The sequence below is a fragment of the Pantoea sp. NGS-ED-1003 genome, from assembly GCF_000738765.1.
Taxonomy (GTDB): domain Bacteria; phylum Pseudomonadota; class Gammaproteobacteria; order Enterobacterales; family Enterobacteriaceae; genus Pantoea; species Pantoea septica.
The window spans coordinates 168,837-190,843 of the sequence record NZ_JPQA01000010.1; the positions used below are offsets into that span (position 1 = coordinate 168,837).

Below are 22,007 nucleotides of genomic sequence, written 5' to 3' on the forward strand. Positions count from 1 at the left end.
CAAAACAATAAAAATTATCGGCGAGTAGCGCAGCTTGGTAGCGCAACTGGTTTGGGACCAGTGGGTCGGAGGTTCGAATCCTCTCTCGCCGACCATTTTATAAACCTGCTTGAAAAAGCAGGTTTTTTTTCGTCTGCATGAAATAAGCATCGTTAAAAAAACCGGCACTGTGGATTTGAGTGCTTACGTGAATGACATGGACGAATCGCAAAGTCGCTGTACGCATCCCTGCGCGCTCGGCCCGCGCGAGTACGCACCTCATCCCTGAGGTGCGCCCGTAAACGGGCCAACGCTACGCGCTGTTCAAAAACGCTCCCGGCGTTTTTGTCCCTGTCGCGGGACGCTTTGCGTTACCTACTTTTAAACACCTTTTCTTTTGTGGAATAGACACAGAAGAGGATTGTCTCTGTCTGGCGACTATTAATTTATTGATTTTAAATGAGTTAATAGTAGTGGTCTTTCATCGTCTCCAAAAAGAGACAGCAAGCGGGCCAGTTGTCGTCTAAGGCAGACAAGATCGGCGCGCCAGAGAATAGCGTAATAATTTATCCTGATGAAAATAAAGAATTTAATCTATTTTCTGCAGCCTGGCACGCTCTGTGCAATACTTAGCGCGTAGATGCTCATTCCACCTCTTATGTCTGCGGATGCTGCATAAACCTGGGAATGACGCAGAGCCACTTTTGGGTATCCGTTGTCTGCCTGCCTGCATCGCTAACCCCTTGCAGGGCCAACAGACATACCGTTGAGTCGGATACCTCAGGGTTGTCTTACCGACCTGATTTTACACCTGCCTCTGGCAGGTGTTTTTTTTGCGGCGGATAAAGGGCAAAAAAAAGCCGGGCAAGCCCGGCGTAAACAAGCAACAACAACATTAAGCATTCGGGTTGTTTTTCAGCGTCAGCAGTAAGCCCTCGCGGCGCATTTTCGCTGCCTCTTCCGGACGGTGCATGCGGTCGTAGGCATCCGCCAGCCACGCATAATCGAACGCATCGGGGCGCTGCGCCAGCGCCTGCTGGAACGCTTCGACAGCCTGCTGCCATTCGCCATGGCGCATCAACAACTGCCCCAGCGTGCTGTGCAGCAGCGGCGTCGCGCCATGTTGCTTGATCTGCTGGCGCAGCGCTTTCTCCAGCGCTTCCGGGTTGCTGCTTTTAATGCGCGGCATCAGCAGCACCAGACGATCGTCATAGTGGCGTTTCAGGCCGTCCAGCACGATATCCTGCGCGGTCTGGTGATCGTCGCACTCAATCAGATGGTCTGCCATCGCCACCTGCAGCGCCGTTTGCTGACGCGTTTTACGGCTCAGATTCGACCACCAGCGCTTCAGGCCGTCGCTGCCCTGATCGGCCATCGCCTGATTCATCAGGCCTAGCCACGCCTGCTGCTGCAGGTGCGCGCGATGCTCTTCATCGCCTACCTGCGATTTTTCCATCGCAGGCAGAATATCAATCAGCGAACTCCATGCGCCGGTGCGCACGTAAGCCTGCTCCGCCAGGCGCAGGACTTCCGGATGGCGCGGCGCGACCTCCAGCAAGCGGTCGATGCCGTGACGCGCGGCGTGATCTTCGTTGCGTGCCAGCAGAATACGCGTGCGGGTGATCTCAACCGGAATCACGTCATTGTCCGAGAGTTCGGCAGCGCGCTCCAGATGCTGGTTGGCGCGGATCTCATCGCCGCGCTGCTGCGCCGCTTCGGCGGCCAGCAGATAGTTGGCCACCGGCACTTCGGCGTGATCGGCGTCTTTCGACAGCAGCTTCTCTACCTGGCGGTGATCGCCTTCGGCCAGCTTCATCAGCGCGGTCTGGGTGTGACGCTGCGCGCGACGGCGTTTGCGGCCGGTAAACCAGCCGCGGGTGCGGGCGCCGGTGCGAAACAGACGACGCAGCAGCCATTCGACGCCGAGAATAACCAGCAGGCTAACGATCAGAATGATCGCCAGACCGGTGACGCTGGTTTCTACATTCCAGTTATCGGTCTGAATCAGCACATAGCCCTGATGGCCGGCAATCATCGGACCGACCACAATACCGGCGATCAGCAGGATGAACAGGATAAATACCTTAAGCATGCGCTTAGCCCCCTTGCTGGTCAGCGGCGACGGAAGGCTGCGCAATCAGGTTGCGCACGCGCGTCTGCATCAGCTTATCGATAAGCGGCTGGCTTTCCAGATTGTCCGGCAGGTTCATATTGATGCTCTGCTGGCTCAGTTCATCCAGCTGCGCCAGGAAGGCTTTGGTCGCGGGATCGTTGGTGTCGTACCAGGCGCGCACCCAGCTGGATACGGTATCAATAGACTGTTTATAGATTTCGTCCTGATGACGCGGCACCGCCTGCGCGGCGATCAGCAGACGCGAGCGGATGTTCTCGCGCAGATAAACGTCCTGGTTCGGCGCCAGCAGCGGCTGCGCTGTATTGTCGCGGCGGCGGATAGTAATGAAGTCATCCATAAAGTTATGCCAGCTTTTCACCAGGTTCTGACGCCATTCGCGCAGCGAAGAGGTCAGCTCGCCGCCATCGCTGTCCATCGGCGCGTCGTCGCTGTCGTTATCCGCCAGACGCAGGTTGTCGACGCCGTTAGAGAGCTGATTCAGCTTCAGAATAATGCCGTCGTAATCGATTTGATCGATGGACGAAAGGGTGCTGATATCCTGCGTCAGCGCGCGACGCACGCTGGTGACGCTCGGATCGTTCATATCAGCCAGGCTGGCGTCGGCGCTTTTCAGCAGCGCTGCCGCCGTGGTGACATCCTGGTCGCTCCAGAGCTTGCGGCCCGCCAGTTTCACCAGGTAGTCAGCCTGCGACACCAGCCAGGCGTTCACGTCATTGCTGGAAATAGTCGCGACCTTTTCACGCAGGGCTTCCAGCTCTTTCGCCGTGGCGGCCTGCTGGGTACGCGCGTCGTTCAGGGCGCTTTGCGCGCTGCTGAGCTGCTGAGTCAACTGCTGTTTGTCGCTGCCCGCTTGCTGCTGCAAGGCGTTCAGCTTGTCGCTCAGGCTCTGATTCGCCTGCGCCTGAAGTTCAGCCTGATGTTTCCCGTTAAGGTATAAACCCGCGCCGGTCGCAAGGGCGATGACAATCGCCACCGCGCCCAGCACCATGCCGCCGCTCTTTTTATCGCGCGGCGGTTGCGGGCGAGAAGAGGGCGAAGTGTCTGCCGCTGGCGTAGTCTCTTCGACCGTGGCGGAGGTCGCTTTTTGTTCCGTCATCTGTGGCACATCCCATGATTAAGTTCAGCGTAACGCGCGCAGCAGCGCGTCGTTATCGGCACCATCGGCTACCTGAATATCCTGCCAGCCCAGTTCTCCGGCAAGCGTAGCCAAACGTTCACTGACGACAACCAGTCGACAGCGCAATAACCATTCCTCGCGATCGATCGCGGGGAACAGAGAAAACAGCTGTTGTAACATTTCACCGCTGCTGACCACCAGCGTTGTGATGCCGCGGTTGCGCCAGCGTCGACCTTCAACTGGGCCGTCGTAGTGCTTCTGGCAGCGATGATAGCACTGGCTAAATGAGACTTCCGCCCCGCGAGCGGTCAGCGTTTCCGCCAGCAGTTCGCGTCCCGGATTTCCGCGTAAAATCAGCGCTTTCTTACCGGATACGCGCTGTAGCGCCGCCAGGTTTATCAGCGCTTCGCTGGTCTCCTGCGCGTGCGGATAATCGACGTGGCGACCGCTGGCGGTGTGAAACGCCAGCGCGGTACTGCGACCAATTGCATAATAGTCTACGTCCGCAGGCCACGCTGCGTGATGACGGATTAGCGCAGGCTGCGCATAGTGGATCACCTGCTGAGAAAGCAGGAAAACCAGGTCGCCGCCGCGTAGCGCGGCAAGCTGCTGCGGCAGACGATCGAGGTCGCTGCCCGGCGCAAACTCAATCAGCGGCAGGCTCCAGGCCTGACGGCCAAGGCTGCGCAGGCGAGTCACCAGCGCGCTGGCGGCGGGTTCCGGGCGAGTGACCAGGATAGTCATACCGGCGGCTGCCCCTGGTAGACCTCGCGCAGAATGTCGCGCGCGCCCTTGCCGAGCAACTCTTCGGCGAGAGAGATGCCCATCGCTTCCGCCTCGGCGCGCGGGCCGCGACGTTCGCCGCGCACCATCACGCTGCCGTCCGGCGCGCCGACCAGGCCGCGCAGCCACAGCTTGTCGCCTTCCAGCAGCGCGAAGCTGCCGATTGGCACCTGGCAGCCGCCTTCCAGCCGGGTGTTCATCGCGCGCTCGGCTTTGACGCAGACGGCGGTATCGTCGTGATTGAGCGCCTGAAGAAGGTTAATCAGTTCGCTGTCGTCGAGGCGGCATTCGATGCCTACCGCGCCCTGGCCGACGGCGGGCAGAGAGATTTCTGCCGGCAGCGGCTGACGAATGCGTGACTCTAGCTCCAGACGCTTCAGTCCGGCGGCCGCCAGAATAATGGCGTCATACTCGCCGGCGTCGAGTTTCGACAGGCGCGTTCCGACGTTGCCGCGCAGCGAGCGGATCACCAGATCCGGGCGGCGTTCACTAATCTGGCTCTGACGGCGCAGGCTGGACGTGCCGACTACCGCGCCCTGCGGCAGCGCGTCGAGCGAGTCGTAGTGGTTTGAGACAAAAGCGTCGCGCGGGTCTTCACGCTCGCAAATCGTGACCAGCCCTAATCCTTCGGGGAATGCGACCGGCACATCTTTCATCGAATGGACCGCGAGATCGGCGCGATCTTCCAGCATCGCCAGCTCCAGCTCTTTAACAAAGAGTCCTTTACCGCCGACTTTCGCCAGCGGCGTGTCGAGGATGACGTCGCCTTTGGTGACCATAGGCACCAGCTCCACACGCAGGCCCGGATGCGCGGCCATCAGGCGTTGCTGGACATAATGTGCCTGCCAGAGCGCGAGAGGACTTTGTCTTGTAGCAATTCTGAAAATTTTGTCTAACATGCTGTTAACCATTTTGATCGTTCACCGAATATCCTATCATTGTCGGCTGATGGCTGACAGTTTCAACGGATTATTTGACCGGGCTGGCGGGAGGATTCGCCAGTGAAAAGAGGATGAAGCGGACCGCCGGTGTCCGAAAGCGCAGGAAGCGAACAGGAACGTGCTAAACTGTTAGGTAGCGCAACTTTCTTTACGGTCAATCTGCCAGGTGTTAGATTGATCACGTTTCCAGCAATAATTCGTCCAACTTTTTCGATTACTAAGCGGCGGATTGAGGAAACAGGTTGCTTAAACACTGGGACAATCAGGCGAAACGTCTTGTACCTCTACATTGAGACACTGAAACAGAGACTGGATGCCATTAATCAGCTGCGTGTCGATCGCGCGCTGGCTGCGATGGGACCTGCTTTCCAGCACGTATACAGTCTGCTGCCGACCTTATTACATTATCATTATCCGCTGATGCCGGGTTACTTCGACGGTAACGTTCCCCGCGGCATCAGTTTCTTCACGCCTGAAGAAAATCAGCTTCTGCTAATGCGCGAACTGGCGGGCAGCCGCGAGCTGACGCTGGACGTATCGCCCACCGGCGAGATGCCGATTACCGGCATCTACTCCATGGGCAGCACCTCATCGGTTGGTCAGAACAGCGTCTCCGACCTGGATATCTGGGTCTGCCATCAGTCATGGCTGGATAACGAAGAGCGCCTCAACCTGCAGCGCAAATGCACGCTGCTGCAGAAGTGGTGCGTGTCGATGGGCGTGGAAGTCAGCTTCTTCCTGATTGATGAAAACCGCTTCCGCCATAACGAAAGCGGCAGTCTTGGCGGAGAAGACTGCGGCTCGACGCAGCATATTTTGCTGCTCGACGAGTTCTATCGCACCGCCGTGCGCATGGCGGGCAAACGCATCCTGTGGAATATGGTGCCGTGCGAAGAAGAGCATCACTACGACGACTATGTGATGTCGCTTTACGCACAGGGCGTGCTGACGCCTAACGAGTGGCTCGATCTCGGCGGGCTGGGCACGCTGTCGGCGGAAGAGTACTTCGGCGCCAGCCTGTGGCAGCTCTATAAAAGCATCGACTCGCCCTATAAAGCGGTGCTGAAAACGCTGCTGCTGGAGGCCTACAGCTGGGAGTATCCCAACACCCAACTGCTGGCGATGGATATCAAACAGCGCCTGCACGACGGCGAAATCGTCAGCTTCGGCCTCGATCCCTACTGCATGATGCTGGAGCGCGTGACGCACTATCTGACCAGCGTGGACGATCGGCCGCGCCTCGACCTGGTGCGCCGCTGTTTCTACCTGAAAGTGTGCGAGAAGCTGAGCGCCGACGAAACCAGCAGCCGCTCGGGCTGGCGACGCGAGATCCTGTCGCAGCTGGTAAAAGAGTGGGGCTGGGACGAGGAAAAACTGGCGATTCTCGACAACCGCGGCGGCTGGAAAATCGAACGCGTGCGCGAGGCGCACAACGAACTGCTGGATGCGATGATGCAGAGCTATCGCAACCTGATCCGTTTTGCCCGTCGCAACAATTTAAGCGTCAGCGCGAGTCCGCAGGATATCGGCGTGCTGACGCGTAAACTGTACGCCGCTTTTGAAGCGCTGCCGGGCAAGGTCACGCTGGTCAATCCGCAGATTTCGCCTGACCTCTCGGAAGAGAACCTGACCTTTATTCACGTTCCGGCGGGCCGCGCCAACCGTTCAGGCTGGTATCTCTATAACCAGGCGCCGGACATGAGCTCGATCATCAGCCATCAGCCGCTGGAATATAACCGCTATCTGAATAAGCTGGTGGCCTGGGCGTGGTTCAACGGCCTGTTGACCAGCAAAACGCGGCTGCATATCAAAGGCAACGAGATCTGCGATCTGGCGCGCCTGCAGGAGCTGGTGAACGACGTCTCGTCGCACTTCCCGCTGCGCCTGCCTGCGCCGACGCCGAAAGCGCTCTACAGCCCGTGCGAAATCCGCCATCTGGCGATTATCGTCAACCTTGAGCACGATCCGACCTCCGCTTTCCGCAATCAGGTGGTGCACTTCGATTTCCGCAAGCTCGACGTCTTTAGCTTCGGCCAGCAGCAGCAGTGCCTGATCGGCAGTATCGATCTGCTCTACCGCAACTCGTGGAACGAAGTGCGCACGCTGCACTTCAGCGGCGAGCAGGCGATGATCGAGGCGTTGAAAACCATTCTGGGCAAAATGCATCAGGACGCTTCGCCGCCGGACACGGTAGAAGTCTTCTGCTACAGCCAGCATCTGCGCGGGCTGATCCGCACGCGTGTTCAGCAGCTGGTTTCCGAATGCATCGAGCTGCGTCTCTCCAGCACGCGTCAGGAGCCGGGCCGCTTTAAAGCGCTGCGCATGGCGGGCCAGACGTGGGGACTGTTCTTCGAGCGCATGAGCGTGTCGGTGCAGAAGCTGGAAAACGCGGTGGAGTTCTACGGCGCCATCTCCAACAACAAGCTGCACGGCCTGTCGATCAAAGTGGAATCGAACCAGACGCCGCTGCCGCCGGTGGTGAACGGCTACGCCAGCGAAGGCATTATTCAGTTCTTCTTCGAAGACACCACCGACGAGCAGGGTTTCAACATCTATATCCTGGATGAAACCAACCGCGTCGAGGTCTATCACCATTGCGAAGGCAGCAAAGAGGAGCTGGTGCGCGACGTCAGCCGCTTTTACTCCTCTTCGCACGATCGCTTTACCTACGGCTCCAGCTTTATCAACTTCAACCTGCCGCAGTTCTACCAGATCGTGAATACCGGCGACCGCTTCCAGGTGATCCCGTTCCGCAGCCAGACGCTGGCCCAGCTTTGCGCCACGCAGCCGGATAACGACAACGGCGACTATCAGCCGCGCTACCAGGTACACTGACGCCGCGCTCGCCGCGCGGCTCTTTCCTTAGAACGTCACCGCGCGCACGCGAATTGCGGGGATTTCCTGTTGCTTTTCCATCTTCAACTGCGATGATAAGCAACCAGGTTAAGGACAAAAGAGCAGAAGAGATGAAGAGAGTAAAAAGCCTGTTGGCAATGGCGCTGGCGCTGACGAGCCTGGCAGGCTGTGGACTAAAAGGACCGCTTTACTTCCCGCCCGCCGACCAGCCAAAAACGCAATCTCCACAGCAAGCTGAGCAGCAGAAAAAGCAGCAGCAACAGCGTGCGGCTCAGGCAGACACGCACGGACTGGTGAGCGGCGGCAACGCCAGCATGTCAGCAGAATAATTGTAATGGCGCACCCGGCGGAGCAAAAAATGCAGTTCTCCAAAATGCACGGACTCGGCAACGATTTCATGGTTGTGGATGCCGTGACGCAAAACGTCTTTTTCTCGCCGGAGCTGATTCGCCGGCTGGCGGATCGCCATCTGGGGATCGGTTTCGATCAGCTGCTGATCGTCGAGCCGCCTTACGATCCCGATCTCGATTTCCACTATCGTATCTTCAATGCCGACGGCAGCGAAGTGGCGCAGTGCGGCAACGGCGCGCGTTGCTTCGCCCGCTTCGTCAGGCTGAAAGGGCTGACCAACAAAAGCGAAATCCGCGTCAGCACGCAAACCGGACGGATGGTATTGAGCGTGACGCCGGACGAACTGGTGCGCGTCAATATGGGCGAGCCCAATTTCGAACCGCAGCAGGTGCCGTTCCGCGCCAATAAAGCGGAAAATCTCTATCTGCTGCGTGTCGCCGAACAGACCGTCATGTTCGGCGCGGTGTCGATGGGCAATCCGCACTGCGTGATCCAGGTCGACAGCGTGCAGACCGCCGCGGTCGAGACCGTCGGCCCGGCGCTGGAAAGCCACGAGCGCTTTCCCGAACGCGTCAACGTCGGCTTTATGGAAGTGGTGTCGGCGGAGCATATTCGCCTGCGCGTTTACGAGCGCGGAGCGGGCGAAACCCAGGCGTGCGGCAGCGGCGCGTGCGCCGCGGTAGCCTGCGGCGTTCAGCAGGGCATTCTGGCGCCGAAGGTGCGCGTCGATCTGCCGGGCGGCACGCTGCATATCGCCTGGAAAGGAGCTGGTCAGCCGCTGTTTATGACCGGACCCGCCACACACGTTTACGATGGGTTTATTCATCTATGAAAAATATCGAAGAGCAGGCTGACAATACGATCCTGCTGGACGATCAGGCCGTTAACGATTATCTGCAGCAAAATCCTGATTTCTTTATCCGCAACGCCCGCCAGGTTGAACAGATGGCGGTGCCGCATCCGGTGCGCGGCAGCGTGTCGCTGGTGGAGTGGCATATGGCGCGTCAGCGCAACCATATCCAGCGGCTGGAAGAGGAGATCACCCTGCTGATGGAGCAGGCCAGCGCCAACCATGAGCTGTTCGATCGGCTGCTGGCGCTGCAGGGCCATCTGGCGTCGGCCGATTCGCTGCAGGAGATGCTGAACCGCCTGCACCGCTGGGCGCGCGATCTCGGGCTGGCAGGCGCCAATCTGCGCCTTTTCGCCGACAAATGGCGGCTGGGCGCGCCCTCGGAATTCGTGCAGCTTAGCCTGTCGCGGCAGGCGTTCGAGCCGCTGCGCATCCAGCGCTTCGGCCAGCAGCACCATTTTCTTGGCAGCCTGAACGGCCCCGAACTGCTGCTGCTGCTGCCGCAGGCTAAAGCGATCGGGTCGGTCGCGATGTCGCTGATGGGCGAGCGCGGCGAGCTGGGCGTGCTGATCTTCAGCAGCCGCGACAGCCAGCACTATCAGGCCGGCATGGGCACGCTGCTGTTGCAGCATCTGGCGCAGATGATGCCGGAGCTGCTGTCGCGCTGGGTGGAACGCGCATGAGCGCGCTGCAGGCCGCCGTCGACGAATTCCTGCGCTACCTCCGGGTGGAGCGTCAGCTCAGCCCGCTGACGCAGGAAAACTACGCGCGCCAGCTGGCGACGCTGAGCGAAATGGCCGAAGAGATGAAGCTGGAGAGCTGGGCGCAGCTGGAGCCGGCGCAGGTGCGCAGCATGGCGTCGCGCAGCCGTCGCGCCGGATTAGGCGCCAGCAGCCTCGCGCTGCGTCTGTCGGCGCTGCGCAGCTTTCTCGACTGGCAGGTCAGCCAGGGCAAACTCTCCGCCAATCCCGCCAAAGGGATCACCACGCCGCGCAACGCGCGCCATCTGCCGAAGAACATCGACGTCGACGAAGTGAATCAGCTGCTGGAGATCGACCTTAACGATCCGCTGGCGGTGCGCGACCGCGCGATGCTGGAGGTGATGTACGGCGGCGGACTGCGCCTGTCGGAGCTGGTGAATATGGACTGCCGCCACGTCGATCTCGATGCGGGCGATGTCTGGGTAGTAGGCAAAGGCAGCAAAGAGCGCCGCGTGCCGATCGGACGCACCGCCGTCACCTGGCTGGAACAGTGGCTGCCGCTGCGCGCCGCTTTTGGCAGCGAGGATGACGCGCTGTTTCTCTCCAGCCGGGGACGCCGCATTTCGGCGCGCAACGTGCAAAAGCGCTTCGCTGAATGGGGCGTGAAGCAGGGCGTCGCCAGCCATATTCATCCGCACAAGCTGCGTCACTCGTTCGCCACGCATCTGCTGGAGTCGAGCGGCGATCTGCGCGCGGTGCAGGAGCTGCTGGGCCACGCCAATCTCTCCACCACCCAGATCTATACCCATCTCGACTTCCAGCATCTGGCGACGGTGTATGACGCTGCGCATCCCCGCGCCAAACGAGGAAAGAACGAATGAAGTTTTACCGTCCGCTACGCGCCGTGAAAGCGATGACTTTCGATCTCGACGATACGCTTTACGACAACTATCCGGTGATCCGCAAAACCACCGCCGAATCGCATGCGGCGCTGCAGGCCTATCATCCGTCGCTGCGCGAATTTACGCCGCTCGATTATCAACGGCTGCGCGACGAACTGCTGGTGCGCGAGCCCGATATTTATCACGACGTATCGGAATGGCGTCGACGCTCGGTCGAGCTGGCGCTGCTGAACGCCGGTCTCTCCTTGCAGGAAGCGACGGCGGGCGCTGATGAAATCATGGGCGTCTTTCACCACTGGCGCAGTCAGGTCGAGATGCCGGAAGAGACGCATCAGACCCTGAAGGCGCTGGGCGAAAAAGTGCCGCTGGTGGCGATCACCAACGGTAACGCCCGCCCGGAACAGCTCGGCATCGCCGACTATTTCCAGTTCGCGCTGCGCGCCGGACCGGATGGCCGCGCGAAGCCTTATCAGGATATGTATCATCTCGCCGCGCAGCGGCTCGGCATCGCGCCGGAGCACATTCTGCACGTGGGCGACGACCTGACCACCGACGTGGCCGGCGCGCTGCGCTGCGGCCTGCAGGCGTGCTGGATTAACCTGCGCGGCGGCAACCTGATGCAGGTGGCCGATGCGCGGCTGGTGCCGCACGTAGAAATTTCGCGATTGGCATCCCTGAGCTCACTGTTATAATGGCTGTAGATTTATCCAGTCGTGCCCTGAATCATGCCTCTTGCTGCAAGCCGAATGATTCAGGGTTCGCTTTTTGTTTTCTTTAGTGAACGGTGCCTATGGACGTTTCTGATCTGCTCAACGGTTTGAATGACAAACAGCGCGAAGCCGTGGCGGCGCCGCGCGGCAACCTGCTGGTGCTGGCAGGCGCGGGCAGCGGAAAAACGCGCGTCCTGGTGCACCGCATCGCCTGGCTGCTCTCGGTAGAGAACTGCTCGCCCTATTCAATTATGGCGGTGACCTTTACCAACAAAGCGGCGGCGGAGATGCGTCACCGTATCGAGCAGCTAATCGGCACCAGCCAGGGCGGCATGTGGATCGGCACCTTCCACGGTCTCGCCCATCGCCTGCTGCGCGCGCACCATCTTGACGCTGGCCTGCCGCAGGATTTCCAGATCCTCGACAGCGAAGATCAGCTGCGCCTGCTGAAGCGCCTGATTAAGGCGATGAACCTGGATGAGAAGCAGTGGCCTGCGCGTCAGGGCATGTGGTACATCAATGGCAAAAAAGATGAAGGGCTGCGCCCGAAACATATCGAAAGCTACGGCAATCCGGTGGAGCAGACCTGGCTGCGCATCTATCAGGCGTATCAGGAAGCGTGCGACCGCGCCGGACTGGTCGATTTCGCCGAGCTGCTGCTGCGCGCCCATGAGCTGTGGCTGCACAAGCCGCATATTCTCAACCACTATCGCGAACGCTTCAGCAATATTCTGGTGGATGAGTTTCAGGACACCAACAACATCCAGTACGCCTGGATCCGCATGCTGGCGGGCGACAGCGGCCGGGTAATCATCGTCGGCGACGACGATCAGTCGATCTACGGCTGGCGCGGCGCGCAGGTCGAGAACATTCAGCGCTTCCTGCAGGATTTTCCGGCGGCGGAAACTATTCGCCTTGAGCAGAACTACCGCTCTACTAACAATATCCTGAAGTCGGCCAACGCCCTGATCGCCAACAACAACGGCCGTCTCGGCAAAGAGCTGTGGACCGACGGTAGCGACGGCGATCCTATTTCGATCTATTGCGCCTTTAACGAGCTCGACGAAGCGCGCTTTGTGGTCAACCGCATCAAAACCTGGCAGGAGAACGGCAACGCCCTGCAGGATTGCGCCATTCTCTACCGCAGCAACGCCCAGTCGCGCGTGCTGGAAGAGGCGCTGCTGCAGAGCAGCATGCCCTATCGCATTTACGGCGGCATGCGCTTCTTCGAACGCCAGGAGATCAAAGACGCGCTCGCCTATCTGCGCCTGATCGCCAACCGCAACGACGATGCCGCCTTTGAGCGCGTGGTGAATACGCCGACGCGCGGCGTGGGCGATCGTACGCTCGACGTGGTGCGTCAGACCGCCCGCGAACGCCAGATGACGCTGTGGCAGGCGACGCGCGAACTGCTGCAAACCAAAGCGCTGGCGGGGCGCGCGGCCTCTGCGCTCCAGCGCTTCTGCGAGCTGGTCGATTCGCTGGCGAGCGAAACTGCCGAGATGCCGCTGCATGTGCAGACCGACCGCGTCATCAAAGATTCCGGCCTGTGGGTGATGTATGAGCAGGAGAAAGGCGAAAAGGGCCAGGCGCGTATCGAAAACCTTGAGGAACTGGTGACGGCGACGCGCCAGTTCAGCTACCAGGACGAAGATGAAGATCTGATGCCGCTGCAGGCGTTCCTGTCGCATGCGGCGCTGGAAGCGGGCGAAGGCCAGGCCGATAAGTGGCAGGATGCGGTGCAGCTGATGACGCTGCACTCGGCGAAGGGTCTGGAGTTTAGCCAGGTCTTTATCGTCGGCATGGAAGAGGGGATGTTCCCAAGCCAGATGTCGATTGATGAAGGCGGCCGTCTGGAAGAGGAGCGGCGTCTTGCCTATGTCGGCGTGACGCGCGCCATGCTGAAGCTGACGCTGACCTACGCCGAGTCGCGGCGGCTCTACGGCAAAGAGGTTTATCACCGCCCGTCGCGCTTTATCGGCGAGCTGCCGGAGGAGTGCATCGAAGAGGTGCGCCTGCGCGCCAGCGTCAGCCGGCCGGTCAGCCATCAGCGCATGGGCGCGCCGATCTCGAAAAGCGACAGCGGTTTTTCGCTGGGCCAGCGCGTGAAGCATGCGAAATTCGGCGAAGGCACCATCATCAACCTGGAAGGCAGCGGCGAGCACAGCCGCGTGCAGGTGGCGTTTCAGGGCCAGGGCATCAAGTGGCTGGTGGCCGCCTATGCGAAGCTGGAAACCGCTTAGTCATCGGTTGACGACTTTTTCGTCTCAGCGTAACATGCGCGCACTATTATCAAGAGAGGACAAAGCCTTGGATACGCCCAGTCGATGCTGGCTCAGTCACCTGGTTACCAGGAATAACATCTAAGGCTTCCTCTTTTAGCGGGTAGCCTTAGCGGTTATCAGCGACCTCCCTTTTTTATCCCGTCGCACGAGTCAGCACTGATTCACCTTTTGAACGAGCGTTTCCGTGTTCAGGCGTTGCCGTGGCCGATCGGCCAACGGCCTTGTCCCATTTAGTCTGCAATGGGGAGTATTGCTATGCTGAGCGCATTTAAACTGGATCGCAGCCGCCTGACGCGTCTGGAGCTGGAAGACGAAAACGACAAACTGACCACCTCGGTGTGGGTCGATCTGATCGAGCCGGAAGAGGGCGAGCGCGACCGCGTGCAGAGCGAGCTGGGGCAAAGCCTGGCGACGCGTCCCGAGCTGGAGGATATCGAAGCCTCGGCGCGTTTTTTCGAAGATGAAGACGGTCTGCATATTCACTCTTTCTTCTTTTATGAAGATGCGGAAGATCACGCCGGCAACTCTACCGTGGCTTTCACCATTCGCGAAGGGCGGCTTTATACTCTGCGCGAACGCGAGCTGCCCGCATTTCGCCTTTACCGCATGCGCGCCCGCAATCAAACGCTGATCGACGGCAACGCCTTTGAGCTGCTGCTGGATCTGTTCGAAACCAAAATCGAACAGCTGGCGGATGAGATCGAGAATATCTATAGCGCGCTGGAGAAGCTCAGCCGCGTGATTATGGAAGGGCAGCAGGGCGAAGAGTATGACCAGGCGCTGTCGCGTCTCGCCGAGCTGGAAGATATCGGCTGGAAGGTGCGGCTCTGCTTGATGGATACCCAGCGCGCGCTCAATTTCCTGGTGCGCAAGGCGCGGCTGCCGAACAACCAGCTGGAGCAGGCGCGCGAGATCCTGCGCGATATCGAGTCGCTGCTGCCGCATAACGAATCGCTGTTTCAGAAGGTGAACTTCCTGATGCAGGCGGCAATGGGCTTTATCAACATCGAGCAGAACCGCATTATCAAGATCTTCTCGGTGGTGTCGGTGGTGTTTCTGCCGCCGACGCTGGTGGCCTCCAGCTATGGGATGAACTTCGAGTTTATGCCGGAGCTGAAGTGGAGCTTTGGTTATCCGGCGGCGATTGGTTTGATGATCCTCGCCGGCCTGGCGCCTTATCTCTATTTCAAACGCAAGAACTGGCTGTAACGTCTCAAACCGCACGGCCTAATCTTACAGGCCGCAGAGACGTTAACTAGCGAATGGCCTGGCCCGAAGAGCAAAGCGTCCCGCGACAAGGACAAAAACGCCGGGAGCGTTTTTGAACAACGCAAAGCGTTGGCCCGGACACGGGCGCACCTCAGGGATGAGGTGCGTATACGCGCGGGCCGAGCGAGCAGGGATGCCATGGACTTTGCGATCGGGCCAGGCCATGCGCGCAGGCACTAAACTAACGGACTAAGCAGTCCGCTTTATCGCGCGTCGACTACGCAGCGTCGCCACCACCGCATCAAAAATAAACACCGCCAGCGCCAGCCAGATAAAGGCGAATGTCACCATCTTGTCGGGCGTAATAGTCTCGCCGTAAAACAGCACCGCCAGCAGGAACATCAGCGTCGGGCCGAGATACTGGAAAAAGCCGACGGTAGAGAGGCGCAGCCGCGTGCAGGCGGCGGCAAACAGCATCAGCGGAATCGTCGTCACGATGCCCGCCGCCACCAGCTTCAGGTTCAGGCTCAGCGGGTTAGCGCTCAGATGACTGGTCGGCGTGTCAGCCACGCCAAAGAGATAGATCGCCGCCAGCGGAAACAGCCACAGCGTCTCAATCAGCATGCCGCTCTGCGCATCGACCTGAATCTTTTTGCGCACCAGTCCGTAAAAGGCGAAGCTCAGCGCCAGGCCGAGCGCGATCAGCGGCACCGAGCCGAACTGCCACAGCTGCACCAGCACGCCGATGGCCGCCAGCAGCACCGCCAGCCACTGCAGCCGTCGAAAGCGCTCGCGCAGAAACAGCATGCCGAGCACCACGTTAATCAGCGGGTTAATAAAGTAGCCGAGGCTCGCTTCGAGCATATGCTGGTTATTCACCGCCCAGATAAACAGCAGCCAGTTGCCGCCGATCGTCACGGCGGTCAGCGCCAGCAGCAGCACCTTCTTCGGCTGCGCCAGCACGCTGCGCACCTGTGACCAGCTGCGGCTCAGGCTAATCAGCACCAGCATAAAAAGCGCCGACCAGATAACGCGGTGCGTCATGATCTCCGTCGGCGGAACGGTTTTAACCAGCTTGAAATAGGCTGGGGCGATGCCCCAGATAAAGTAGGCGCCGAGCGCGAAGCCAATGCCCTGGCGAGTTTGTTGCGTATCCATAGAGAGAAAGCGTCCGGAAAAAGTCGATTTTCGCACGGCGTCCGCGATTAACCAATCAAATAGGTCGCCGTCGCCGTGGCAATATAGTCGCCCTGCTGGTTATGCAGCTCGACGCGCGCCACCGCCACCTTGTTTCCGGCGCGCAGCAGGCTGCTGGTGGCGGTAAAGCGCTCGCCGCGGCCGGGCCGCAGATAATCGACGCGCATATCAATGGTGCCCATGCGCGACAGGCGCTGACGCAGCTCCTCCTCGCTGATGCTCTCCGCGCGCGTCAGGGCGTTGCTGACGCAGACCATTCCGGCGGCGACGTCCAGCACCGAGGCGATAACGCCGCCGTGCAGGATCTGCTGCGCCGCGTTGCCGATCAGCATAGTTTTGCTGGCGAAGCTGATTTCGGCATAGTCGCTCTCCAGCCGATCCAGCTCCAGGCCGAGCGCCTGATTGAAGGGCATATGGTAAACAAAAATTTCGCCCACCATCTGACGGGCTTCCTGCTGAGACAGCAGCAGTGATGACATAGCGGCAATCCTGCAAATACGCCTTTAACGGCGTAAAATGTTAACGAGTTGTGTATTCTAAGCCGCGCGCGAGAGGGTTTCCAGTTTCGGAAATCAGCGCTCATCTTCACCGCCTTTTGCGTGTAGAATGGCCTCCTTTTTATGACTCCCCATTCATTTGACACGCAGCCTTCATCGGAGAAAGTTATGCGCAAGCATCGCGCCTTGTTAGCAGCCGCCCTGTTACTCCCTGCGCTCGCGCAGGCAGAGGAAGCCACCGTTAAAGAGGTCCACGATACGCCTCAGGTGCGCGGCAGCATTATCGCCAACCTGCTGGAGAAGCACGACAATCCGTTTGTGCTCTATCCGTATGAGAGCAACTATCTGCTCTATACCTACACCAGCGACATCAATAAAGAGGCGATTTCCTCCTATAACTGGGCAGACAACGCGCGCAAAGATGAAGTGAAATTTCAGCTCAGTCTGGCATTTCCGCTGTGGCGCGGTATTCTGGGTGACAACTCCGTGCTGGCCGCCTCCTATACGCAGCGTTCCTGGTGGCAGCTGTCGAACCGCGGCGAGTCGTCGCCGTTTCGCGAGACCAACTACGAGCCGCAGATTTTCCTTGGCTGGGCCACGGATTACGACTTCGCCGGCTGGACGCTGCGCGATGTGGAAGTGGGCTTTAACCACCAGTCCAACGGCCGCAGCGACCCGACTTCGCGCAGCTGGAACCGCGTCTATGCGCGCCTGATGGCGCAGAACGGCAACTTCCTCGCCGAAGTCAAACCCTGGTACCGCATACCGGACAGCGAAGACGATAACCCGGATATCACCAAATATATGGGCTATTACCGTCTGAAGCTGGGTTATGTCGCCGGCGAGAATATCTTCAGCGTGGAAGGCAACTACAACTGGAATACCGGCTTTGGCGGCGCGACGCTGGGCTGGAGCTATCCGATCAGCGAACACGTTCGTTTCTATACCCAGGTGTTTAGCGGTTATGGCGAGTCGCTTATCGACTATAACCATCGTCAGACGCGTCTCGGCGTCGGCGTCATGCTGAACGATCTGTTCTGACTCTCCGGAAAACAACAGGAATACAGTGGCAATCTCGGTAGTACATAATCAGGAAGCGCTGGCGCAGCAGGTATTGCAGGATACCTTCGGCTATCAGCATTTTCGTCCCGGTCAGCAAACCATCATTAATGCGGCGCTGAGCGGACGGGATTGTCTGGTCGTTATGCCCACCGGCGGCGGCAAATCGCTCTGTTATCAGATCCCCGCGCTGGTGCAGGAAGGCCTGACGCTGGTGGTGTCGCCGCTGATTTCGCTGATGAAAGATCAGGTGGATCAGCTGCTGGCGAACGGCGTCGCGGCGGCGTGCCTCAACTCCACCATGACGCGCGAGCAGCAGCAGCAGGTGATGGCGGATTGCCGCACCGGCCGCGTGAAGCTGCTCTATATCGCGCCTGAACGTCTGATGATGGATAACTTCCTCGAGAGCCTGGCGCACTGGCAGCCTGCGATGCTGGCGGTCGACGAAGCGCACTGTATCTCGCAGTGGGGCCACGACTTCCGTCCCGAATATGGTGCGCTGGGGCAGCTGCGTCAGCGGTTCCCGCAGCTGCCGGTAATGGCGCTGACCGCCACCGCCGACGAAACCACGCGCAACGACATCGTTCACCTGCTGGATATGCAGGACCCGCTGATTCAGATCAGCAGCTTCGACCGTCCTAACATTCGCTATACGCTGGTGGAGAAGTTCAAGCCCACCGAGCAGCTGCTGCGCTACGTTCAGGATCAGCGCGGCAAAAGCGGCATCATCTACTGCAACAGCCGCGCGAAGGTGGAAGACACCGCCGCGCGTCTGCAGAGCCGCGGGCTGAGCGTCGGCGCCTATCATGCCGGCATCGACAGCGCGCAGCGTGCACGCGTGCAGGAGGCGTTTCAGCGCGACGATCTGCAGATCGTGGTCGCGACGGTGGCGTTCGGCATGGGCATCAACAAGCCCAACGTGCGCTTCGTGGTGCACTTCGACATACCGCGCAATATCGAATCCTATTATCAGGAAACCGGCCGCGCCGGACGCGACGGGCTGCCGGCCGAAGCGATGATGCTCTACGACCCGGCGGATATGGCGTGGCTGCGCAAATGTCTGGAAGAGAAAGCGCCCGGCCCGCTGCAGGATATCGAACGCCATAAGCTCAACGCCATGGGCGCCTTCGCCGAAGCGCAAACCTGCCGACGTCTGGTGCTGCTGAACTATTTCGGCGAAGGACGTCAGCAGCCGTGCGACAACTGCGACATCTGTCTCGATCCGCCCAAGCGTTACGATGGCCTGGTGGAAGCGCAGAAAGCGCTCTCCTGCATCTATCGCGTCGGGCAGCGTTTCGGCATGGGCTATGTGGTCGAGGTGCTGCGCGGTGCCAACAACCAGCGCATCCGCGACCAGGGCCATGACAAAATGCCGGTTTACGGCATCGGCCGCGAGCAGAGCCACGAGCACTGGGTCAGCGTGCTGCGTCAGCTTATCCACCTTGGGCTGGTGACGCAGAATATCGCCATGCACTCCGCGCTGCAGCTGACGGAAGCGGCGCGTCCGGTGCTGCGCGGCGAAGTGCCGCTGATGCTGGCGGTACCGCGTCTTAATGCGGCGAAGCCGAAAAGCAGCAGCTCGCCGAAAATTTACGGCGGCAATTACGATCGCAAGCTGTTCGCCAAGCTGCGCAAGCTGCGTAAAGCGATTGCCGACGAAGAGAATATCCCGCCTTACGTGGTGTTTAACGACGCCACGCTGATTGAGATGGCGGAGCAGATGCCGGTAACGGCGTCGGAAATGCTGAGCGTCAACGGCGTCGGCCACCGCAAACTGGAGCGCTTTGGCAAACCCTTCCTGGTGATGATCAAAGAGCATCTTGATGATGAAGAGTAAAGGACACTACCTATGCTGATGTTATTTGCCACGGTCGCGCTGGTGCATCTGGTCGCGTTGATGAGTCCCGGCCCGGACTTCTTTTTTGTTTCGCAAACCGCCGCCAGCCGCTCGCGCAAAGAGGCGATGATGGGCGTGCTCGGCATTACGCTGGGGATCGTTATCTGGGCGGGCGTCGCGCTGATGGGGCTGCACCTGATCCTGGAGAAGATGGCGTGGCTGCATCAGATCATTATGGTCGGCGGCGGTCTCTATCTGCTGTGGATGGGCTGGCAGCTGCTCAGCTCGGCGCGTCAGCGCCATAAGCAGCCGGTACAGGATGCGCCGGTGGTGGAACTGCCGAAAAAGGGCAGAAGCTTTCTTAAAGGCTTTCTCACCAATCTCTCTAACCCGAAAGCGATTATCTATTTCGGCAGCGTCTTCTCGCTGTTCGTCGGCAACGACGTCGGCGCGCTGGAGCGTTGGGGCTTGTTTCTGCTGATCGTCGGCGAGACCTTTGCCTGGTTTACGCTGGTGGCGGCGATTTTCGCGCTGCCGTGGATGCGCGATAAGTATCAGCGCGCGGCGAAGTGGGTCGATGGCGTGGCGGGAGTTTTATTCGCCGGTTTCGGCATCCACCTCATCCTTACTCGTTAAGGCCTGGTTTACTTGCCATTTCGGCACCGGGCAGTGCTCGTCATCCTCACGTACTGTAGTACGCTCCGGTGACTGCGCGCTGGCCGGCACCGAACTGGCTGCGACACCGACGGCCTTAAGCATCGGTGCGCTTATTCTTTTTCGTTAGAGCGCACTGTCCGCCCGCAATCTGGCTGCGCCGCCGACGGCTCTAAACATCGGCGTGCTCTTCAGGCTATTCTTCTGGCGCTGGCTAACAGCGCGCCGACCGCCATAAACAGTCCGCCAAAGATACGGTTCAGCAGCTTCATCTGCTTTGGCCCTTTAATCCAGGCCGCAATGCGCGTCGCCAGCGTGGCGTAGCCGATCATCACGATAATATCGACGACAATAGTGGTGGCGCCCAGCACCAGGTACTGCATCGCCTGCGGCTGGTGCGGCAGGATAAACTGCGGAAACAGCGCGGCGAGAAACACGATGCTTTTCGGATTGGTCAGGTTCACCAGCACCGCGCGCTTGAACAGGCGGCGGCGCGGCGTTGCTTTGGCCACCGCATCGAGATCGATGGCGCCCGCAGAGCGCCACTGCTGAATGCCGAGCCACACCAGATAGGCCGCGCCCGCCCATTTCAACACTTCAAACGCCAGCAGCGACTGGGAAAAGAGCGCGCCCAGCCCGATCCCCACCAGCACGATATGGATCGCCAGGCCAAGCTGCAGGCCGCTGATCGAGGCCGCTGCGCCGCGATAGCCGTGGCTGATGCCGGTGCTCATGGTATTAATCGCGCCGGAACCGGGCGAAAGGCTGAGGATAGTGGTGGTGAGAAGGTAAGTCAGCCACCATTCAGTGGTCATGGGTTGCGCTCCCTGTCTGGGCGGAAATATGACACAATACGCCAGAAACAAGCGTGACGCTACGGGCCGCATGCGCGGCTCGCGACAGGCCTGTCGCGCGTCTGCAGGGGGATTGATGGAACGACATAAAGCGAGCTGGCTCAACCGGGAAAAAGCCTTTGCCGCCTTTGCGCACGGTCCGCTGCTCGACTTCTGGCACCGGCGCGAAGAGCGTGAATTCGTCGGCGTGGAAAACGTCACGCTGCGCTATGTGCGCTTCGCCGCGCCGCACCATAAGCGCGTGATTCTTATCGTGCCTGGGCGCATCGAAAGCTACGTCAAATACCCCGAACTGGCGTACGACCTGTTTCACTGCGGCTTTGACGTGGTGATCCTCGACCATCGCGGGCAGGGACGATCCGACCGGCTGCTGCAGGATACCCATCGCGGTCATGTAGTAGAGTTCACGCACTACGTCGACGACTTAGAGACGCTCTATCTGAAAGAGATTGTCGGCGGGCACTACCAGCACCGCTACGCGCTGGCGCATTCGATGGGCGGCGCCATCCTGACGCTGTTTCTGGCGCGCCAGCCGCAGGCGTTTCATGCCGTGACGCTGGTGGCGCCGATGTTCGGCATCGCGCTGCCGATGCCCTCTTTCCTGGCGAACCGTATCCTCGACTGGGCGGAGAAGCGCCCGGCTATACGCGATGGCTATGCGCTCGGCACCGGACGCTGGCGCGCGCATCCGTTCGGCATCAATCGCCTGACGCACAGCGCGGAGCGCTATCGCCGCAGCCTGCGTTTTTACGCTGACGATCCCGCTATCCGCGTCGGCGGACCGACCTATCACTGGGTGCGCGAAGGCATTCACGCCGGGCGCAATATCCTGAGCCTGGCCAGCACCATTACCACGCCGCTTTTGCTGCTGCAGGCGGGCGAGGATCGCGTGGTGGACAACCGTTCGCAGGATCTTTTTTGCGCGGCGATGGCGCAGGCGGGCCATCCTTGCGAGACGCGCGTCATCAAAGAGGCGCGCCACGAAATTCTGTTTGAAAAAGATGGCATGCGCGCCGAAGCGCTGAATGCGCTGATCGATTTCTTCGAGGCGCATCCCTGATTCGAAAAATTATCTTACCGGCTACGGCCTA

19 protein-coding genes and 1 tRNA gene are annotated in these 22,007 nt (G+C 59.8%); 13 read left to right on the forward strand and 7 right to left on the reverse strand.

The window, feature by feature from the left end; translation table 11 throughout:
- Positions 1-18 precede the first annotated feature (18 nt).
- Positions 19-95 (forward strand) — tRNA-Pro (locus tag JS46_RS19210).
- A gap of 779 nt (positions 96-874) precedes the next feature.
- Here the strand turns inward: JS46_RS19210 and hemY are convergent.
- Genes hemY through hemC form a run of 4 tightly spaced genes read right to left on the reverse strand, consistent with a single transcriptional unit; the run spans position 875 to position 4,912 of the window.
- On the reverse strand, positions 875-2,071 hold the full coding sequence (gene hemY, locus JS46_RS19215) for a protoheme IX biogenesis protein HemY (protein ID WP_033754572.1): 1,197 nt from the start codon (positions 2,069-2,071) through the stop codon (positions 875-877).
- A gap of 4 nt (positions 2,072-2,075) precedes the next feature.
- Positions 2,076-3,209: a uroporphyrinogen-III C-methyltransferase gene (gene hemX, locus JS46_RS19220; protein WP_033754574.1), complete on the reverse strand. Its 1,134-nt coding sequence runs from the start codon at positions 3,207-3,209 to the stop codon at positions 2,076-2,078.
- A 24-nt stretch (positions 3,210-3,233) separates the two neighbouring features.
- Entirely contained in the window at positions 3,234-3,974 is a 741-nt protein-coding gene (gene hemD, locus JS46_RS19225) for a uroporphyrinogen-III synthase (RefSeq protein WP_033754576.1), read from the reverse strand.
- A complete protein-coding gene (gene hemC / locus JS46_RS19230) occupies positions 3,971-4,912 on the reverse strand; it encodes a hydroxymethylbilane synthase (RefSeq protein ID WP_033754707.1) in 942 nt (313 codons plus the stop codon). The genes hemD and hemC overlap by 4 nt, the downstream gene beginning before the upstream one ends.
- Positions 4,913-5,230: 318 nt before the next feature.
- Between hemC and JS46_RS19235 the strand changes: the two genes are divergently transcribed.
- The 8 genes from JS46_RS19235 to corA all read left to right on the forward strand — a co-directional run bounded on the left by JS46_RS19235 (position 5,231) and on the right by corA (position 14,818).
- Positions 5,231-7,789, forward strand: coding sequence for a class I adenylate cyclase (locus JS46_RS19235; RefSeq protein ID WP_033754578.1), 2,559 nt, complete (start codon positions 5,231-5,233; stop codon positions 7,787-7,789).
- 131 nt (positions 7,790-7,920) lie between these two features.
- A complete protein-coding gene (locus tag JS46_RS19240; RefSeq protein WP_033754710.1) occupies positions 7,921-8,139 on the forward strand; it encodes a lipoprotein in 219 nt (72 codons plus the stop codon).
- Between the two features lie 29 nt (positions 8,140-8,168).
- Positions 8,169-8,993 (forward strand): diaminopimelate epimerase, encoded by an 825-nt coding sequence (dapF, locus tag JS46_RS19245; protein ID WP_033754713.1) that lies wholly within the window; start codon positions 8,169-8,171, stop codon positions 8,991-8,993.
- The gene (locus JS46_RS19250) at positions 8,990-9,694 is read left to right on the forward strand and encodes a DUF484 domain-containing protein (protein WP_033754581.1); all 705 of its coding nucleotides are present in this window, start codon (positions 8,990-8,992) and stop codon (positions 9,692-9,694) included. The genes dapF and JS46_RS19250 overlap by 4 nt, the downstream gene beginning before the upstream one ends.
- Positions 9,691-10,593, forward strand: a complete 903-nt coding sequence (xerC, locus tag JS46_RS19255) for a tyrosine recombinase XerC (RefSeq protein WP_033754584.1) — start codon at positions 9,691-9,693, stop codon at positions 10,591-10,593. Before JS46_RS19250 ends, xerC begins: the two co-directional genes overlap by 4 nt.
- Complete coding sequence (gene yigB / locus JS46_RS19260) at positions 10,590-11,306, forward strand: 5-amino-6-(5-phospho-D-ribitylamino)uracil phosphatase YigB (protein WP_033754586.1); 717 nt, start codon at positions 10,590-10,592, stop codon at positions 11,304-11,306. The genes xerC and yigB overlap by 4 nt, the downstream gene beginning before the upstream one ends.
- 98 nt (positions 11,307-11,404) lie before the next feature.
- Positions 11,405-13,567, forward strand: a complete 2,163-nt coding sequence (uvrD, locus tag JS46_RS19265; protein WP_033754590.1) for a DNA helicase II — start codon at positions 11,405-11,407, stop codon at positions 13,565-13,567.
- Between the two features lie 297 nt (positions 13,568-13,864).
- Positions 13,865-14,818, forward strand: a complete 954-nt coding sequence (corA, locus tag JS46_RS19270; RefSeq protein ID WP_033754593.1) for a magnesium/cobalt transporter CorA — start codon at positions 13,865-13,867, stop codon at positions 14,816-14,818.
- Positions 14,819-15,067: 249 nt separating this feature from the next.
- On the opposite strand, the gene rarD is transcribed toward corA, so the two are convergent.
- Together rarD and JS46_RS19280 are read right to left on the reverse strand one after the other, a co-directional pair.
- Positions 15,068-15,976, reverse strand: coding sequence for an EamA family transporter RarD (rarD, locus tag JS46_RS19275; RefSeq protein WP_033754595.1), 909 nt, complete (start codon positions 15,974-15,976; stop codon positions 15,068-15,070).
- Between the two features lie 47 nt (positions 15,977-16,023).
- A complete protein-coding gene (locus JS46_RS19280) occupies positions 16,024-16,494 on the reverse strand; it encodes a thioesterase family protein (RefSeq protein WP_033754598.1) in 471 nt (156 codons plus the stop codon).
- Between the two features lie 186 nt (positions 16,495-16,680).
- On the opposite strand from JS46_RS19280, the gene pldA reads away from it, so the two are divergent.
- The 3 genes from pldA to rhtC are packed head-to-tail and all read left to right on the forward strand — an operon-like array spanning position 16,681 to position 20,044.
- Positions 16,681-17,553 carry a phospholipase A gene (gene pldA / locus JS46_RS19285; RefSeq protein WP_033754601.1) on the forward strand — a complete coding sequence of 291 codons (873 nt, stop codon included), beginning with the start codon at positions 16,681-16,683 and terminating at the stop codon, positions 17,551-17,553.
- 25 nt (positions 17,554-17,578) lie between these two features.
- Entirely contained in the window at positions 17,579-19,408 is a 1,830-nt protein-coding gene (gene recQ, locus JS46_RS19290) for an ATP-dependent DNA helicase RecQ (protein WP_033754603.1), read from the forward strand.
- A 12-nt stretch (positions 19,409-19,420) separates the two neighbouring features.
- Entirely contained in the window at positions 19,421-20,044 is a 624-nt protein-coding gene (rhtC, locus tag JS46_RS19295; protein ID WP_033754606.1) for a threonine export protein RhtC, read from the forward strand.
- A 209-nt stretch (positions 20,045-20,253) separates the two neighbouring features.
- Here rhtC and rhtB read toward each other — a convergent pair whose 3' ends face one another.
- Positions 20,254-20,877, reverse strand: a complete 624-nt coding sequence (gene rhtB, locus JS46_RS19300; RefSeq protein ID WP_033754609.1) for a homoserine/homoserine lactone efflux protein — start codon at positions 20,875-20,877, stop codon at positions 20,254-20,256.
- A 115-nt stretch (positions 20,878-20,992) separates the two neighbouring features.
- Between rhtB and pldB the strand changes: the two genes are divergently transcribed.
- Positions 20,993-21,976 (forward strand): lysophospholipase L2, encoded by a 984-nt coding sequence (gene pldB / locus JS46_RS19305; RefSeq protein ID WP_033754611.1) that lies wholly within the window; start codon positions 20,993-20,995, stop codon positions 21,974-21,976.
- Positions 21,977-22,007: the final 31 nt, after the last annotated feature.

What these genes read in the sequence shown, in the direction of transcription:
- rarD (WP_033754595.1), bottom strand. Translation starts at nt 15,976, where the DNA reads ATGGATACGCAACAAACTCGCCAGGGCATTGGCTTCGCGCTCGGCGCC.
- JS46_RS19250 (WP_033754581.1), top strand. Translation starts at nt 8,990, where the DNA reads ATGAAAAATATCGAAGAGCAGGCTGACAATACGATCCTGCTGGACGAT.
- JS46_RS19280 (WP_033754598.1), bottom strand. Translation starts at nt 16,494, where the DNA reads ATGTCATCACTGCTGCTGTCTCAGCAGGAAGCCCGTCAGATGGTGGGC.
- yigB (WP_033754586.1), top strand. Translation starts at nt 10,590, where the DNA reads ATGAAGTTTTACCGTCCGCTACGCGCCGTGAAAGCGATGACTTTCGAT.
- corA (WP_033754593.1), top strand. Translation starts at nt 13,865, where the DNA reads ATGCTGAGCGCATTTAAACTGGATCGCAGCCGCCTGACGCGTCTGGAG.
- rhtB (WP_033754609.1), bottom strand. Translation starts at nt 20,877, where the DNA reads ATGACCACTGAATGGTGGCTGACTTACCTTCTCACCACCACTATCCTC.
- pldA (WP_033754601.1), top strand. Translation starts at nt 16,681, where the DNA reads ATGCGCAAGCATCGCGCCTTGTTAGCAGCCGCCCTGTTACTCCCTGCG.
- hemD (WP_033754576.1), bottom strand. Translation starts at nt 3,974, where the DNA reads ATGACTATCCTGGTCACTCGCCCGGAACCCGCCGCCAGCGCGCTGGTG.
- JS46_RS19240 (WP_033754710.1), top strand. Translation starts at nt 7,921, where the DNA reads ATGAAGAGAGTAAAAAGCCTGTTGGCAATGGCGCTGGCGCTGACGAGC.
- hemX (WP_033754574.1), bottom strand. Translation starts at nt 3,209, where the DNA reads ATGACGGAACAAAAAGCGACCTCCGCCACGGTCGAAGAGACTACGCCA.
- hemY (WP_033754572.1), bottom strand. Translation starts at nt 2,071, where the DNA reads ATGCTTAAGGTATTTATCCTGTTCATCCTGCTGATCGCCGGTATTGTG.
- hemC (WP_033754707.1), bottom strand. Translation starts at nt 4,912, where the DNA reads ATGTTAGACAAAATTTTCAGAATTGCTACAAGACAAAGTCCTCTCGCG.
- dapF (WP_033754713.1), top strand. Translation starts at nt 8,169, where the DNA reads ATGCAGTTCTCCAAAATGCACGGACTCGGCAACGATTTCATGGTTGTG.
- uvrD (WP_033754590.1), top strand. Translation starts at nt 11,405, where the DNA reads ATGGACGTTTCTGATCTGCTCAACGGTTTGAATGACAAACAGCGCGAA.
- xerC (WP_033754584.1), top strand. Translation starts at nt 9,691, where the DNA reads ATGAGCGCGCTGCAGGCCGCCGTCGACGAATTCCTGCGCTACCTCCGG.
- pldB (WP_033754611.1), top strand. Translation starts at nt 20,993, where the DNA reads ATGGAACGACATAAAGCGAGCTGGCTCAACCGGGAAAAAGCCTTTGCC.
- rhtC (WP_033754606.1), top strand. Translation starts at nt 19,421, where the DNA reads ATGCTGATGTTATTTGCCACGGTCGCGCTGGTGCATCTGGTCGCGTTG.